This window comes from Paenibacillus sp. NPDC057934, from assembly GCF_042887565.1.
Taxonomy (GTDB): domain Bacteria; phylum Bacillota; class Bacilli; order Paenibacillales; family Paenibacillaceae; genus Paenibacillus_AQ.
The window spans coordinates 62,734-80,752 of record NZ_JBHVPB010000010.1 but is presented as its reverse complement, the minus strand read 5'-3'; the positions used below and the strand labels follow the sequence as shown (position 1 = coordinate 80,752).

Annotated in this window: 9 protein-coding genes; all 9 read right to left on the bottom strand. The window is 46.4% G+C overall.

What is annotated here, in order from left to right; all coding sequences use genetic code 11:
- On the bottom strand, positions 1-2,451 hold a 2,451-nt coding region (locus tag ACFVRY_RS22385), incomplete at its 3' end, for a fibronectin type III domain-containing protein (RefSeq protein WP_387502519.1).
- A 257-nt stretch (positions 2,452-2,708) separates the two neighbouring features.
- The gene (locus ACFVRY_RS22380) at positions 2,709-5,225 is read right to left on the bottom strand and encodes a winged helix-turn-helix domain-containing protein (RefSeq protein ID WP_387502518.1); all 2,517 of its coding nucleotides are present in this window, start codon (positions 5,223-5,225) and stop codon (positions 2,709-2,711) included.
- A 367-nt stretch (positions 5,226-5,592) separates the two neighbouring features.
- The gene (locus ACFVRY_RS22375) at positions 5,593-6,507 is read right to left on the bottom strand and encodes an NmrA/HSCARG family protein (protein ID WP_387502517.1); all 915 of its coding nucleotides are present in this window, start codon (positions 6,505-6,507) and stop codon (positions 5,593-5,595) included.
- Between the two features lie 167 nt (positions 6,508-6,674).
- Entirely contained in the window at positions 6,675-7,241 is a 567-nt protein-coding gene (locus tag ACFVRY_RS22370; RefSeq protein WP_387502516.1) for a TetR family transcriptional regulator, read from the bottom strand.
- A 1,013-nt stretch (positions 7,242-8,254) separates the two neighbouring features.
- A complete protein-coding gene (locus ACFVRY_RS22365; RefSeq protein WP_387502515.1) occupies positions 8,255-10,861 on the bottom strand; it encodes an S-layer homology domain-containing protein in 2,607 nt (868 codons plus the stop codon).
- 629 nt (positions 10,862-11,490) lie between these two features.
- The gene (locus tag ACFVRY_RS22360; protein WP_387502514.1) at positions 11,491-14,556 is read right to left on the bottom strand and encodes an ATP-binding protein; all 3,066 of its coding nucleotides are present in this window, start codon (positions 14,554-14,556) and stop codon (positions 11,491-11,493) included.
- Positions 14,557-14,757: 201 nt separating this feature from the next.
- A complete protein-coding gene (rlmH, locus tag ACFVRY_RS22355; RefSeq protein ID WP_387502513.1) occupies positions 14,758-15,237 on the bottom strand; it encodes a 23S rRNA (pseudouridine(1915)-N(3))-methyltransferase RlmH in 480 nt (159 codons plus the stop codon).
- Between the two features lie 206 nt (positions 15,238-15,443).
- On the bottom strand, positions 15,444-16,292 hold the full coding sequence (locus tag ACFVRY_RS22350) for an EcsC family protein (protein ID WP_387502512.1): 849 nt from the start codon (positions 16,290-16,292) through the stop codon (positions 15,444-15,446).
- A gap of 262 nt (positions 16,293-16,554) precedes the next feature.
- The gene (locus ACFVRY_RS22345; RefSeq protein ID WP_387502511.1) at positions 16,555-17,967 is read right to left on the bottom strand and encodes a hypothetical protein; all 1,413 of its coding nucleotides are present in this window, start codon (positions 17,965-17,967) and stop codon (positions 16,555-16,557) included.
- Between the last annotated feature and the right edge of the window lie 52 nt (positions 17,968-18,019).

Sequence of the window (18,019 nt, the reverse complement as noted above, 5' to 3'; positions counted from 1 at the left end):
TTCATTTGCAGTTCCGCCCGTACTTACGGTTCCTATCGTCGAGGTCAACGTTGCGGCTCTGCTTATGTTCACCGTTACCGTATACGTTACCTTCGTAGTTCCATCCTCCGCAGTAACAATAACCTTCTTGCCGGTTGCCAAAGCCGTCGCTACGGTTGTTCCGTCTGCATCATAGACTTCAAACGATGCATTCTCTGCCGGCGTGATCGCTGCCTTGAACTCATTCAACGTCGTGGCGTACGGAACATTCGTGATGCTTTCCTCCGCTGTTCCGCCTGTGCTTACCGTTCCTATCGTCGAGGTCAGCGTTGCGTCTGCGCTCAGTGTCTGAACAGGGACTGCATCGCTCTGCTCCGATTCACCAATTGCATTGAATGCGCTCACCGTAAACGTATAAGAGGTATTCGGTGTCAGTCCGCTCACCGTATAAGTGGTGCCGGATACAGTGGCAATCGCCGGATTGTCTCCATTCTCGTAGAGGTAATAACCGGTCGCTCCTGATACGGCATCCCACGAAAGGATAGTTGATACAGATGTGGTGCTGCTGGATTGCAAATTCGCAGGTGTTTCGGGAGCGATTAGTTGTACTACACCGTTTATTCCCCCTGCGTATAGCGTTCCCCCGACTTCCAGCAGCGCATGTAGCTGGCTCGGCGAACCAACTACCTGTTCCCATATGCCGTTGCTGTACATCCACACGTCGTTGCTATCGTTATCTGTCCCCGCATACAGCGTACCGTTCGCATTGAGCAAGGCATTCACACCACTCGGCGCATGGCTGGTCGTCATCTGCGTCCATTCGGGTATAGTCGCGTTAGCATCGTAGGTCCATATGTCATTGTCAAAGTTACTAGTCCCCGCATACAGCGTACCGTTCACATTGAGCAAGGATGTCACATAACTCGGCGCATGGCTGGTCGTCATCTGCGCCCATTCGGGCGTATTCGCAGTCGTGTCATATGTCCATACGTCATTGCCACCAGCAGCATTCCCCGCATATAGCGTGCCGTTCACATTAAGCAACGTATTTACGTAACTCGGCGCGCTGCCGGTCGTCATCTGCGTCCATTCAGGCATAGTCGCGGCAGTATCATATGTCCATATGTCATTGTCGCCGTTATTCGTCCCCGCATACAGCGTTCCGTTTACATTGAGCAAGGCATATACGTTACTTGGTGCATTGCTTACTGTCATCTGCGTCCATTTTGGAGTAGTAGCAGACGTGTCATATGTCCATACATCGTTGTCATCGTCGTCATTAGAAGTCCCCGCATACAGCGTACCGTTTACATCAATTAAGGCATACACATATCCCGGCGAGCCGCTCATCTGTATCCATCCGCCTCTGGTCGTATACGCCCATACGGCGTTATTGTCGTCATCCGTCCCTGCATACAGCGTGCCATTGGCACTAAGCAAGGTGTTGGTTCTGCCTGGCAAAGCGCCCATCTGTGCCCACATGCCGTTACTGTTCGTCCATACGTCGTTCCTTCCGGTCTGCGTCCCTGCATACAACGTCCCGTTGTCATCGAGCAAGGCATATACACTGCCCGGTGCGCCGTTCATCTTCGCCCAACCGTCGCCAGTCGTGTACGTCCATACGTCGTCGAGACCGGCACCGGAGGCAGTTCCCGCATACAGCGTGCCGCTCACGAAGCGCAAGGTTTTCACTCTGGCCGGCGCACCGGCTATTGGCGTCCATGTACCATTGCTGTTATTGTACGTCCAAACGCTGCGGTTGTCTCCAGATTGAGTTCCCGCCGCATACAGCATGCCGTTTACATTAAGCAACGAAGCTATATATTTGGGATTGCTAACGCCGTTGCTTATCTGCATCCAGCTACCGTTACTGTTCGACCATACGCCGTTGCTTCCAGTCCCTGCATATAGCGTGCCATTAATATACGTCAAGGCTTGTACATCGCCCGGCGAACCCATCATCTTCGTCCAACCGGCAATAGCCGTGTACGTCCATACGTCGTTGCTAGAGCCATTCGAAGCCCCCGCATAAATGGCACCGTTTACATCGATCAAGGAATACACATTGCTCGGCGAGCCGGGCATCTGCTTCCATCCACCACTAGCCGTGTACGTTGATACGTTATTGCCGTCACCCCAAGCCCCCGCATACAACGTGCCATCCGCATCAACGAGAAAGCTTCGCACATTGGACGGCGAGCCGCTCATCTGTGTCCAAGTACCATTACTGTTCGACCATACGTCATTGCCGAAATTCCCCGTCCCCGCATACAACGTGCTGTCCACTTTGAGCAAAGTTTGCACGTTGGACGGTTGTACACTTTGTCCCACCGCTGGCCAAGTTGACGAGGCAGCATGGACTGCCGTTCCTGCACCCATGAATGGGATGAGCGTCAAGACGAGTACAAATGCCAGAACGATCTTCCCTGATCGGGAAGACCACCTCTTGAGTCTTGATGTCGATCGTTTCATAAATTCGTATACACCTCTTTATTTGTAATAATGATTGCAACCGGCGATGCAGCGATACAAAATGACTATAGACGACAAATAACAACATTCCCTCGCCATTCTTGTCGATCATTGCCATTGTTGTCCTAATATAAGAGAATTTCAAAAAAAAAAAAATCCCCCATTTAAGGGGGAGGAACGTTAAAATAATGGGGGATATCCCTCATGCCAATATTTATTGTACAATAAGGATTCTCCTTAATTGCGATAATTAGCTCTCACAACCATTTTAATTCTTTTCCTTGCTTCAGTGCCTGTTCTCTGCTGTTCACATGAAGTTTTCTATACATACTTTTCAGATGGCTCTTGACCGTTTCGGATGTGATTTGAAGTTGTTCGGCGATCTGTTTATTCGACAGTCCCATGTCGATCATCCGTAATATTTTTAACTCCTGTTTCGTGATAGGGACTCCCGAGCCTGCAGTTTCATTCGTATAATCCGAAATAATCAGAAGCAATTCCCTGGCGTAGAGCATGCTAGCAGACTTACGGTTTGTGTTGATCTGCCTTTGCCGGATATATTCACGCAGCAATTCGGCCATCTTTACCCCTTCATCCAAGAAACTGCGGATGTATTTCCCTGGTTCCGCCAATTGGAGTGCCGCTTCCAGCTTCATTACAGCGTTCGTCAACTCTCCTTTTCGATAAAAAGCCATGCTTTGTAGAATGACCACCTTGACCTTATCCCAGGTCCGATCAGCCTTATCGACAAGCAGGTACAATTGTTCTAGCAGTTGTAAAGCTTCATCGACTTCCCGGCGTTCCATAAGCGCGCTTGCCAAAATAAGATATTCTTTAATCGGACCGAGCGGGATCGTATCAGTATGCTTGATGCCGCATGTTTGCAGCCAACGCTCATCCATAGAGCCGTTCGCCAGCGACAAATTTGCCTTCTCCGCCTCTATCCTCCTCATAAACATGGTTTTGTCCACCGAATTGATCTTAGGTTTAACCCACTCAAGCCATTGGAACGCTTTAGCCGAATCCCCCTTGGCCTGACAGATCCGCGCAGCATTAACAGAAGCGCCTAACAGAATAAGAGCATAAGGCTGCATGCACGTTGACCTCAGTACCCTCTCTGCATAAGCTTCGGCCTCTTCCAAACGGTTCCACTCATATAACAGCAAGCTGTACGTATTGTAGAAAAACCCGGCGTAGGGGTAATTGTCTCTCTCTTCCCATACTTTGGTCCATTTATTAAAGAATCTCTCTGCATCATGCAAATCATTGAAAAAGCTCAATAAGGTATCAAAATACATCGAATACGAGTTCGCTTCGATCATCTGAACGTAGCTTCCCTCAGGCGTATGCCGATCAAATATCTCAAAATATTCATTCGCCCGCCGAAAGTCTCTTCGGTAAAAAGAAACGGCCGCGGACAAAAAATGAACGGTTCCTGCGTAAGGTTTCCATTCCGGATCCGATAGCTTGTCCTCCATTAGGCGAAGTCTTGCTTGTGCCAACTCCAATTCATTAGTTTCCACCATCACTTTGACAAAAAGAAATTGAATTCCCGGCTTTCCAGTAAAACAGGACTCCGGTAGATCGCGCAACCATCGATAAAGCACACCTCTCTTCGCATGAAGGTTTTGCAGATGCTTTTCGATCAAAGCGCTTGCTTCGAGTTGAAACCCACCCATAAATAGTTGCTCAACCGCTTCTTCCAAAAAATCGTGCTCCTCCAACCAGCGGGCTGCCTTGACATGCAACTCCTTCGATTGTCCCGCATACCTCTGCCGGAAAAGCCTCCGTAAAAACCCGGAAAACAAATGATGATAGCGATACCATTCCCGCTGATCATCCAAAGAAACGATGAACAAATTATGCTGCTCCAGCATTTCCAGCAGCTCCTGACAATTCACTTGTCCGGTAATCGACTCGCACAATGGGCCGTTCAGCCTGTCTACAATCGAAGTTTCCAATAGAAAGGACTGAATCTCGCTAGACTGGAGACTAAAAACCTCCTGAAACAAAAAATCGGATATGTTGCGGTGTTCCCCGCTAAAGGCGCGGATAAAATCCGAATAATTGCTACTTCTTTGCAGCGAAATGGCCGCAAGATACAGTCCGCTAATCCATCCTTCCGTGCGGTCGACCAGCACAGCTATCTTTTCTCCCGACAGTGACAACCCCATGCAATCCTGAAAGTAACGAATTCCTTCCGCAAGTTGAAATCGTAGCTCCTGAATCGTGATTTTTACCATTTGGTCAGTCGTCTGCAACCTTGCCGTAGGAAAGGGCATTTCAGCTCGACTTATGATATAGAGGTGGATATGCGCAGGCAAATAAGCAAGAAAATATGCCACCGATGCGTGAATGGGAACAAGATCAATGACATGATAATCGTCCCAAATAATGACCAAGTCATCTGAGTAGCTATCAAGCTCGCGAATCATAGCTGAGATGAACGGCTCGAACGCTCCCGACTTTAAGGATGACAAATACGGGGTGACCGTTTCCGCAAATTGGGGGTTCTTACTATTGACTGCAGCGATCGTATAGCTCCAAAACTCTATCAGATCATTATCTTGAGAGCCCAAGGAAATCCATACGGCAGGTACAGCGGACTGCTGCAGCCACTGACTCAAAGCTGTAGTCTTGCCGTACCCTCCGGGAGCCGTCACAGATGTAAGTTTGCTCTTTAATCCTTTATTTAATAGCTCGGTGATCGTCGCTCGCTCAACAAGGTCATCGCGCCGCGTCTGCGGGATATGAAGCTTGGTACTCAGGATCATTGAAGGGCACCTCGAATCTGGTTGTGTTAATCCTTTCCCTATTATATCTGATTTCTAATCTAGAGTTACTAAATAAAATAAGCCAGGCAGCTTCCCTCGCCCAGCCATCGATTAATGCGAAAAATTTCGTCTTACTTATGGTACGGCTCCCCGTGATTCATTTGGTGTAGAATCGACAGTGTTTATAAGGGTATCCCCTTCAGCAAGAAAGCGTAAAATCATTCATCTCTTTGAAAAACTTGATGCTCTGATTTCAGATCTTGCTTCAAAATATTCCATTCAGGATCGTGATTGGGAGGCTGTTACGCTCCACCAGCAAACGCAAAAAAGAAGCCATAAAATCTGGCTTCTTGAGTTTTTTCCTGTTTTAGTTAATTTCAAATCTATGTCTGTTCTCCTCAACCCATTCCGCAAAAGATTTAAGCTCAACGCCATACTCTCTTGTTTCCTGAATATCGAAGCCGTAACCGGGCACTTCTTCTAACCACTCCATAAAATAAACCGTTCCTTCCAACATTCCGCGTTTCCGGGTTTCCTCATCGCCTAAGGTTTCGAAGACCACTTTTTTATCGAGAACGCGACTCAGCGTTTGCGCAATCTCCGTCATGGAAAGTTCGTCGCTTGCGACATTAATATCCTTTCCATGAAACTTCTGCGGATTCTCAAAAGCTGCGCGCGCAAATTTGGCCGTATCCTCCCCGGAATTCAATTTTAGAGGAGCATCTCCCTTCAACGTGCCAAATAAAACCCCGTTTTTCAATTCCGGCGCCATAATGGCCGAGTTGGGCTCTACAAAATTTTCCATAAACCAGCAAGGATGCAAAATCGTCCAAGCTTGGAAACCTCCATTGCGGATGAGTTCTTCGATTTCGTATTTATTCTCCCAAGTCTTAGTCAAATACTTGTATTTATCCCACCGTGGAAACACATTGCTGCCGGCGACCGAGGTATGCACGACTTGTTCGATTCCGGCTTTTCTTGCCGCCTCCACCATATTTGCGGCATTTCGCGGTTCAACTGTCTGATCGTAGGGATCAGCGTACTGCGCTGAGAAGATTGCCGATACATTGTCCATAGCAGGTTCGAGCGATGCCGCATCGGCCAAGTCTCCCTGGATCAACTCCGCACCTTTAGCCGCTATCGCTTGAGCAGCAGCCGACTCCGGGTTCCGGGTCAGTATCCGTACGCGATGACCGTGCTTCAACAACTCGCGAGCTACGTTGCCGCCTTGTGTTCCTGTACCACCTATAACCAGTATCAATCTTGCTTTGTTGGGTTCCATATCTAACCTCTCCAATCCGAAGGAATATTCGAATTATATTACAGAGGTAAAACAAAGTAAATACCACGGTAAAGTTTTATTGAACTTAAGATTAAAAAAGAAAATAAAATACTAAAAAACGCTCCCTCTTTTGAGCGAAGCGTTACCTTTTATAACCCCTATTCGCCTTACACGACCAATAAAATTTCAAACCGCTTCCTGGTTTCTTCCAGAATATCGAAACTGCCGCCCAGAATGGCCCAATTCAGAATGGCTCCATTGGCTATAATACACATCGAATCAAGCAAATCCTCTGCGCTCGCCGGATTTTTGATCTGTCCCGCGTCTTTGGCCCGTTGAACCAACGTGGGAATAACGCTGCTCAATAGTGATGACTTGCCTTTATCGAGCGGAAGGGTCTGGTTCCGAAGGTGGACCCTGTAATTTTCCTTCGTCATTTCGACTCCCAAACGAACCATGTGCTTCACGTAAATCTCCATGCCTTTTATCGCCTGATCGGCATAATCGGTGACGGACAGAATGTCCAGTACATCATTGTTGGAGATCATATTGTCAAACGAAAAAACCTCGGAAATCAACTCATCCTTGGATTTGAAATGATAGTAAAACGCGGTTTTGGTCACATTGATCTCTTGGCAAATTTGATTGACCGTGACTTGATCGAATCCATATTTATTAAATAACTGGATGCTTGCGGTCAAAATAGCTTCTTTGGTTGCCCCTCTTGTGCTCATTTCTTCCCTCCAACTCCTTTACCATTATTATAAATCATTTTACTAAGAATTAATATTACACTACTTCGGTAATGTTCTTAGTTATTTTAGTATTGATTTTAATTTGTCTTGGTAATATTATGATCCTAGAATCGCTACTCTGGATGAATCCGGGAAGTGGCAAAGCTACGATTATGAAACGCTTGTCGAGATCGATAAGCTCCTGCCGCAGTATGAATTCAAATATGAACCGGTAACGGATTTCCAGGCCGCTTTTGTCGGGACCTTTCGTTTATTTGCTGATGCAATAAGTTGTACGGATGCTGCTTCCTTAAATACCTACATGGATATTTAACATCCACGCCTCTACCCTTAACACGTACCTCTGTTTTACCACTATTTATAATGAGGTTCCCTGTATCATTTTAAATGCGAAAAGAGCCTAATGAACAAACGACCAAGCTCCTTACAATTATCAGTAACTTTATAGGCGTTATGATTAGATTAATAATCGCTATAAAAATGTGTGTATTTTATCTAAGCTCTTATTAACTACTTCATTCGGGGCTTTTCCAACAATATCGAAGAGTCTAGCTCGCCAATCAAGATTTTTTAATGTGATCCGTCAAAATCCCCCCCCGTTAAACAACAAACCATCGGGGAGCAATACTTCATCCCCCCCCCTCGAATTGTATGGGTGATTACGATAAGCGTATGATCATAACTCCCCACCAAGTCAACTTCAGATTCTTGGCTAACGCAATACGCTCGGCAATCTGGCTAGGAATGCGAATGCTTAGACTGTTCCCCTACTTTTGTATGATGGTCGACATATCAACCTCCCACAAAATGCACATCCTGAACTTAGAAATGATGCATTAGGCTTAAAACTGCTGAATCATTATTAGGTTAACTGTTAAAGCAGAAAAAAGAAGCTACTCCAAAGATTTCTCTTTGAAGATAGCCTCTTAATATCTACTTGTTGTACGACTATAATACTGCCATTAGCCCTTTTCGGAATGTGCCTACAAATACTAGATAAGTGATTCTAGCAACGTCTTTAACTGTGGGTTACGCTCCAACACATTCAAAATAATCTGCAACGCCTCAGCACGTGTCGCATTACCTTTTGGGTCGAATCTCTCATCACTTTTACCGCTAATAAAACCTGCTTGAGCTGCTGCTTTAATCTCGCCAGCTGCATAAGCATTATTCAAATCATTAAAGTTTCCTTTTGTTGTATCTTTTACTACGTTATTCATTTCTACCACACGGGATAGGATGGTGACCATTTCTTCACGTGTAATCGTGTTATCCGGCTTGAATGTACCATCTAAGTAGCCATGGATTACTCCTACCGTTACAAGATTCTCAATCGCTTGTTTAGCCCAGCTATCACCAATGTCCTTTAATACAATACTCGTATTGCTGCCACCTTGAATATTAAATGCACGATGCAAAAGCGTTACAAACTCTGCACGAGTAATAGGACTATTCGGCCTAAACGTTCCATCTTGGTATCCATTAATCAGCTGCAACTTAATGAACGTATGAATCGTATTCTCAGCCCAGTGATCTTTCGTGTCAGTAAAATCAATAATATCGGTTGCGTTCTTCGCTTCGGCTACTTTAGCTTCAATCATATTTAATAAATGGACCTCATGAACAACATTGCTATTAAATACATTTCCCTTAGGCTCTGGTGTTACCGGTGTCTCCTTCTCCTCTTTCACTGGTTCAGACGACACGACTGGAGGTCTACTCGGTAGTGTTACCGGTTCTTCCACTGGTTCAGACGACACGACTGGGGGCCTACGCGGTAGTGTTACCGTTTGGCTCGTCAACTGAGTCAAATTTGTCGCATCGAATGCGAGCTGGGCTTCTAATACCTCTTCTTTATTATTTGCACCAATGTCTTTAAAGCTTACAACACCACTATTTGCTGTGGCCGTCGGTGTTCCTGTCAGCGTCCACGCACCTTCATCTTTCTTCGATACGGTCACAACCGTGCTGCTGTCGCCCTTGCTTATATTCCCATAAACATCATACAACGTCACAACCGGTTGTTGCGCAAACGCACCTTCATTCCTTGTAGGTGCTATAATGTCTGCCGTCAGCTTCATCTCTATCGAACTACCCGCTACAGGACTAATTGACATCCAAACATCTGGTTCATATACATCCTCCACGCTGAATTTGACCCGTTGTGCGGCTGCATGGTTCAGATTCAGGTCCACTGTGGCTTCACCACTTTCAAACGTAACACTAATCGTGCTTGGATCTGCCGTCAATTCCGTATCGTTAATACTGCCATAAGAACCGTTAGATGCTGCTGTATAACCAGAAATTGTCACATGATATGTTCCGCTAAACGTCGTATCTATGTTGTTCTCTGAATCCATTACAGTCAGCGTGATCTCATTATCCGCTCCAACTTCAGGTGTCGTCGAGGCGGCCACTGCATTCACAGAAAACTTAAGTGCCTTAGTAAATTTCATCACAGTTGCTTTATTGGAGTATTCCTCATCACGATAGACAACATAAGGGCTATCATTGCTGTCCAGTGCTATCGACGAAGAGTTATTCCAATTGGATGACACTATCCCACCTCCCAGTGTGCCCCAATCATTTCCATTTTTGTCGTATTTCATCACGTATGTTTTACCTATCATTTTAAAAGCAATATAAGGGATATTGTTACTGTCTAGCACTATCGACAGAGAGTCAATAGAATTGTTCGTAAAACCCGCACGACCTAAGAGTTCCCAACTGCTTCCGTTGTACTTCATTACGGTCGCTTTATAATTCTCCTTAACATCGATATAGGCAACATAAAGGGTATTGTTACTGTCTAGCGCTATTGTTGGACGGTACGCGTCAGCAGACGAAAAACCCTCATTCCCTACAGGCTCCCAGCTGCTTTCTTTTTCGTTATATTTCATCACGGTCGCTTTAAGGTCGTGCTCTGCATCAGAATAGACAACATAAGGGATGTCATTACTGCCCAGCGCTATTGTTGGATTAACAGATATACCTTTCGAAAAAAATTCCTCTCCTACAGCTTCCCAACTACTTCCATTGTATTTCTTTACGGTGACTTTATATTGGCCGAGACTTCCATTATTTTCATGGGCAACATAAGGGGTACCATTGCTGTCTAGCGCAATCGTTGGAAAATAAGACGCACCGGATGAAATCACCTCACTTCCTACGGACTCCCAGCTTCCTTGTTCTTCGTTATATTTCATCACACTTACTTTGTTTGTAGTGTTTGTAAAGGCAACATAAGGGCTATCATAACGATCGATCACGATCGATAAGTAACTAACCCCACTTGCTGAAAAACCCTCATTACCTACAGTCTCCCAACTGCTTCCATTGTGTTTCATCACAGTCGCTTTATTTTCATGCTCTGAATCGCTATAGGCAACATAAGGAGTATTGTTACTGTCTAGCGCTATTGTTGTATATTCCACGTTACCAGACGAAAACCCCTTATCTCCTACTTTTTGCCATATCTTGAAACCCTCTGCTTGAACTGTCAACTGCTTCACAGGCAACAACGAAAAAATCAGAGTGAAGATCAGCATACAGATCCACATCAGTCTCTTCGGTTTCAATTGACGCTTACTTGTTTGCATAAATGTACCTCCGCTTTTCATGATGTTGTAATTAGTAAAAATGTATTCTAGACGCGAAAGCCCCGTCCTCCCCTTTCGCTTTCAAACTGCTAATTTAAATAATTCTATTTTATCATGAAGGATTAGCGAATTTATGAACCTAAAGAAAGCTTTAACTTCGCACTTACTATTGGTATTGACTCTCCTCTGAACGCAAAAAATATCCCCTTAATGAAACAGCTTAGCGTTCAATACTTCATGAATGCTCTTCACTGTTTACCATAAGGGGATACTCTACTTATGACTATATTATCCTGATATTCGTAAGGATAGATATTAAAAAATAGATCATCTTGAAGTCGTATTAACTCAAATTCTCGCTACCTTGCTCCATCACTACTACAGGCTTCTAGTCCCTATCCGACACCAATATTTTCGCCCTACTTATGATAAGGCTCAGCTTAACGGGTTTATCGGCGAAAAATCGGCCTAAGTATGCCACTGCATAGGATTTTCCACTGTTTTGCTCATAAAATTAAACAAAGCTCCACGGTTTCAAAAATCGATTATGAATCATGTCGGTCAGGAGCAGATCTACAAACCCATAGATCCTTCCTTATATCAGTCTGTTATCGAGTTTTCTTCCCTATTCACTTTTTAACGATAAAGGTAACCGTAGTGCCTTGATGGAGATTGCTTCGGATTTGCAAACCGCTGCCATAAAGCTGCTTTAGGCGGCGATTAGTATTAGTCAGACCTATGCCTGATTTTCGTCTGGATTCTTTACCCTCCAGCTGCTGGAGGGTCTGATTATCCATCCCAACACCATTATCTGCCACTGACACCTCAGCGTAGGAGCCAAGATCCAGAATTTGAATATGAATGCTCCCGCCTTCGGTACGCTTCAAGATGCCATGGCGGATGGCATTCTCAACCAGCGGTTGGATCGAAAGCGGGGGAATAAGAAGCTCCATGCTCTCATCGATATTCCAAGTTACTTGAAGACGTTCTTCAAAACGTTCTTTTTCAATGAACAGGTAAGATCGAACAAGGTCCAGTTCATTATTCAGCGGGATCAAACGCTCAGAATTGCGGAAATCAAAGCTTCCCTGGAGATATTTACCGAATTCAACAAGCAAATTGTGCATGCGGTCTGAGTCAAACTCACTTAAAGCTGCGATGGCATTCAAAGTATTGAATAGAAAGTGCGGCTGGATTTGTGCTTGAAGCCATGCTCCTTCCATCCGCAACCGATCGCTGATGGATTTTTTGATTTCGGTCAATGATCTCACACGTGACTTCAGCTCCATCGCATCAACAGGCTTTGTCACATAATCATTAGCTCCCGCCAGAAAGCCGGCCTCAATATCCTCGGGCCGATTGCGTGCAGTTAGCAGCAGGATTGGCTGCTCCGATACAGAAAAACGATCACGTATGGCCCGCGTAACCTCATAACCGGACATAAGGGGCATCATCACATCGGTAATAATTAAATCCCACTCTTGAGAATCCAGATAAGCTAATGCCTCAGCCCCGCTTGTAGCTGTTACGATATCATATCGCTCTATAGACAGAACATTGACCAAGATGCTCAGGTTAATTGGGTCGTCATCGATAGCTAAAATTTTAGGCCTATCTTCAGCTAATGTAGTATTAGCTTCGGAAATTAAGCTTGAACTAGCTGCTGCGGTCTCTAAATAGCCTGAAGAGAGCAGAGCAACAGAATCAACATCATCTTGATTACGAGAAATATCAGATAAAGGCAAGGTTAGAGTGAAAGAGGAGCCTTGACCTGGTGTGGAGCTGACAGAAAGCGTTCCATGGTGCAGTTCTACAAGCTGCTTACAGATGTTTAATCCCAGTCCAAGTCCAACTACACTTGCGGTTTGTTCCCCTTCACCTTGCTCATAGGGTTGAAAAATTCTTTGCTGTGTTTCCAGATCCATCCCAATTCCAGTATCCGTGATATGTATGTGGGCTTTATGATCTATAATTTGTGCCCCTATTGTGATAGAGCCTTCATTAGTGAATTTCACAGCATTATGCAGCAGATTAAACAGGATCTGAATCAGGCGATTCTCATCTGCGATAACGTAGGGGAAATTATCCGGGATGTTATGAATAAGTCGAATGGATTTGCCTTCCGTCATAAATCGCAGCATATCCAATACACCTGTAGCAAGGGTTTGCACTTGAATATTCTCGACCTGAAGCCGCACACGGCTCTCTTTAAGCATCGTTACATCCAGCAAATCATTCAGCAAGAAGGACATCCGTTTTCCTACAGAAATAAGCAGCTTCATATGTTCTTTATTTTTATCTTCATCATATCTGCTTTCGCTATTTAGGACGGTCTGGGCTATATTGAGCATGCCGTGCAATGGGTTTCTCAGCTCATGAGAGGTATTAAGCAGAAAGTCATCTTTCAGCTTATCCGCTTTTTGAAGCTGCTCTGTGAGCTTTGCTCTCTGCAAGTTGGAACGAACATAACCTCTAAACCAGAAGGCACCAAAGGCGACACTGCTAATGACCATATCGAAAGGGTAGAAGTTCATTTCAATGATGCCTGTATTTTTAATAACGCCCCAGATCGAACTCGTTGTTAAACCCGTTAAACCGAATAATAAATAAATCGCATCTTCATTGCCCTTTCTAACTGAACGGTATATTAGGACTGGGAGCACAAAGAAAGGGACAACGATTATAAATGTATGAAGAGTATCAGCAAGCATGATCGTTTTGACCGGCAGAATCAGCACAAATAAGGCATAAACTGCACATAGGATTGAATACCAACGGAAGCTCTTATAGGTTGCATATTCGGGCAAAAGCAATTTGATATATTGAGTCATAAACGCGGCGACGCCAAGATATGCCAAGTAATATAGCTTTAAAGTCCAATGGTAGTTTACAGCAGACCAAGCCGGCAATAACCGATCATCGTCGATCAGGATTGTGATAATAGCACAAAGCATCAGTATCACAAAATAGAGCAGTGCTCTCTGTCTAGTTCCCATCCAATATAAGATTAATGCATAGGTGACATGCATCAGAAGGAGAAGACAAACCGCTACCTGTGCGACTACTGAAAATCCGACAGCCTTGTCGATAGCACGATCAGTGCCGAATTTAACAGGAAAAAACAGACCTCCCGACAAACGGTCGGTATAGTTTGCTACAACTATAATAATTTCGATCTCGCTCTGATCGGTGGCAAAAGAAGCGGTATAAGGCACATTGCCAGCTGTATATTGCTCTGCGTTAGCGGCAGGATTACCGGAATGGGCCAATAAGCGTCCATTGACATAAAGCTTAGAGGAGGAAGCGATACTGGGCATACGGATACTAAACAATTGGTCTTTATCAGGATCGATCAGGAGCCGTAAACGGTAGCTTCCGTAACCGAAGGTTGGATTTTTATCGTCATCTATAGCGTTGTTCCAGGTTCCCGGTACATCAATAAACACTTTATCATCGGGGATGAAGTGCTCGCTATTGTTCTTCTGTTGAAGCAATAAACGAGGATAAAACTCCCACTGCCCATCGAGTGATAGCGTACGATTGTCCGTGAAATCCCAATTTCGTAAATCCAATTCACCCTTAATGGCATGAAGATGATCAGGAGTAGTTTGAAAAAGTATCCATATGATTCGCATTGCCGTTAGGATTAGGAAAAAGCAGCCGACTTTGAAAAGAAATTTTTTTCTGGTTATCATAAGCATATCTTCGACAAAAAATGCTGTATTCCTCCCGTTAATGAAATGAACAAGCACCGTTTCACATTATTACCGCCTTTTTAGCCCGAGTTAAGCAGCGAAAATACGCCTAGGTGTGCCGCGGCGTTCCGGGCTTAAAGGCAACTTGTGCATTCTACAATTCGGCTCTGAACCGAACTTTCTACAGCAAATTTTTCGCCGTTATTTATGATACGGTTCCCCCCGATTTATCTTCACCGCGCGATAAATCTGCTCGACCAGCACCAGGCGCATGAGCTGATGAGGCAGCGTCATGCGCCCGAAGCTCATGCGCTGCTGGGCGCGGCGCATGACATCGTCGGAGAGCCCGTGGCTCCCTCCGATGACGAACACGACATGGCTCGTCCCATAGGTTCCGAGCCGGTCAATCTCTCCGGCAAGCTCTTCCGAGCTCCAGAGCTTGCCGTCGATCGCGAGCGCAATAACATGCGCCTCGCTTTTGATCTGCGCGAGGATGCGTTCGCCCTCGCGCCCCTTCACCTGCACCACCTCTGCTTCGCTCATCGAGTCCGGTGCTTTTTCATCCGCTACCTCAATCACCTGGAATTTGAGGTAAGGCGTCAGCCTTTTCGCATATTCCGCGATGCCGTCGATCAAATACTTTTCCTTCAATTTGCCTACGCCAATAATCTGAATTAACATAAAACCCTCCATCTGTTTGCTTACAATACTATGTCTAAAATCTATCTTCTTTCATGGGGTGTAGCTCCAGCGAAAGGCCCGGGCGTCACTAAGGTAGCATGTCTGGACTTCCGGTCGCTCTTATCCCAAACTTTTTCTTTATTAACCGCTTCTACCGATTCAAATCTGGCACTCTTACTCCTACAGCTTCAAGCGCTTATCTCCACTTACTCGGCTGCTCCCCGCATCTCCGTCATCCGCGCCAGAATCCTTCTCTTCCGGTACAGCATGCGTGCAGTCTCACCTACATCCTCAATCGTTTTGCGATTGGTATAAGCGCCAAAAACAATCCCCGCCACCGGGACCATCTGCAACAGCTTTTTCCAACCAAAGTTATCCCGGTATACGGTGATGACTTCGTGCCAGCCCTTAATCTTGGATAAGGCTGCGTTTGTGCCTTCAAGGATATCTCCGCTTCCACCTGTTTGCAGGTTCAGCTCTTCCAGGATCGCCTGCTTACCAACGATGTCCGAGGAAGCGAACTGCATCACTTTTACCGTGAATATCCGTTCCGCCTTATCGGTCGGATCATAGCCATAGCACAAGCCAATCTCCTGAATGACCTTCAGAGACAGGCCCAGAGTGGCCGGAATATCTACTGCCAGAGTGAATACACCGCCAACTCCAGTGGTCGCTCCCTGAATGGTCGCTGTCTCCCGTCCAGTCTGGATAAGCTGAAGTGCTGACGCATCCATAACAGATAAGGAATAGGGGCCTCGCTCAGAACCTCCAGCGGCCTGACTTTGGGAAGCCACGAGGGTTCCGACCTTACGGCCCGCTACGAGATAGTTGCCACCGTTCTGGATATAGCCGCCCAATTCGTCGAGCAGTTGGCCTATTTTATCGTGAATAATCTTCGGTGTAATCTTATCCAGCAGTTTAAAAGGCAGGCGGGACATGCGGTCCCAGATCATCAGCTTTTTCTGCTCTTTTTCCCACTTCGTGACTTCAGCCAGTGCGGCATCAAGCTGCTCCAGTGTCTCTAACTGTGCAGACGGATGTTGTGGATGCGCCATCTTGAGAACCTCCCTTATGTTGCGGGGCTTAGCTGCCACCGGTCAAATCATTATCTTTTAAAGGTATACGTCCGAGCAGGCGATCAGGTCCATATTTCAGTTCACCCTGTGACCCACTCCCGGATGATCACACGGCGGAGTCCCGCTGAAATTCCACTTTTCTTTTAGTGTACCACAATGTGTAGCCATTCAAGACAGCCGTACATATACGCACAAAAGCACCCGCTACCCGCGGATGCTTTTTACAGGCAAGCCTATCCCACTACACCAGGAACATCGCGACAATCGTCGTCACCGCCAGCCCCAGCAGTACAGGCTTCAGGTTGCGCCGGGCCAGCTCGAACGGGCTAACCCCGCAGATGGCGGCTGCCGGAATGAGCGCCCATGGAATCAGTGTACCTCCACCAACCCAGATTGCGGCCACCTGCCCCAGTGCGGTCAGCGTCGCTGCCCCGGTATGAATGGCGGATGCGAACAGCTGCGCGATGGAACCAGCCAGTGAAATTCCGGAAAAGCCCGAACCATCCAGCCCGGTGATCGCCCCGATTATGGTCATGGTGACCGCGCCCACTGCACCGTTAAGCGGAACATGATCCGCCAGAGCGACACCGAGGTCGTTCACGATGCCGTGCGAGGCTTCCGGGAGCACTTTTCCGAACAACTCGGTGAACGCCGAATCGCCCAGATAGAAAAAAGCCGCAATCGGAATCACCGGTCCGAACACCTTGAATCCAAAAACAAATCCTTCTATTAAATAGGATGTGATCTTTTCAAGTCCCCGGTTGCGGTGGGCCAGCATGGTGATAGCGATCAGAATAAGTACCGCCGTACCGCCCACGAGTGCTGTGGCATCCCCGCCTTGCAGCTTCAGAACGAACATCGCGACGACATCGAGCAGGAATAGAAGCGGAATGACGATCGCCAGCGTTTTTTTGACACGAGGGCTAAGTAGCAATGGTCCTATTAGCTGTTCTCCCACCTCCGTGAGTGAACTGCCCCCTTTTACCGTGACCAACCCATTCCGCCATGTTCCATTCTTCTGATCTCTGCGCATCAGCCAGAACGCGGCCACTGTCGTAACCAGCCCCATGACAATCACAAGCGGAATACTGGCCTCCATCACACTGCTTACCGGAAGTCCGGCTGCGTCTGCGGTGAGCTTGGGGGCACCCTGAATAATGTAATCCCCGGATAGCGCGATACCGTGACCAAACAGATTCATCGCCATGGCCGCTCCCAGCGCAGGCAGACCGACACGAACGGCAACAGGCAACAATACAGCGCCGATCAAAGCGACCGCCGGCGAAGGCCAGAAGAAGAAGGAAGTGACCATCATAATGATCCCAATTCCCCAGTAAGCCATGGACGGCGTACGAATCAAACGGCTGAGCGGCGCAACCATCGTCTCATTGATCCCGGTAATAATCAGAATCCGGCTCATCGCTACAATAATGGAGATAATCATGATCGTACCGAGCAGCTCTTTTGTCGCATATACAAAAGAATTGAAGATCCCCGACACCGAACCGCTAAGCGTATTCGTCGCGAGCAGACCCAAAGCAAAAATCCCAACCACACAGATCATCGTCGTATCCCGCCGCCGGATCAGCAGCCCAAGAATGAACACAATGAACACCAGATACACATAGTGGATCGCTGATAGCTGGGTCCCCATGTCGTGCGCCCCCTTCTCACCTGTAACTCAATAGGTGCTATATGCTATGCAG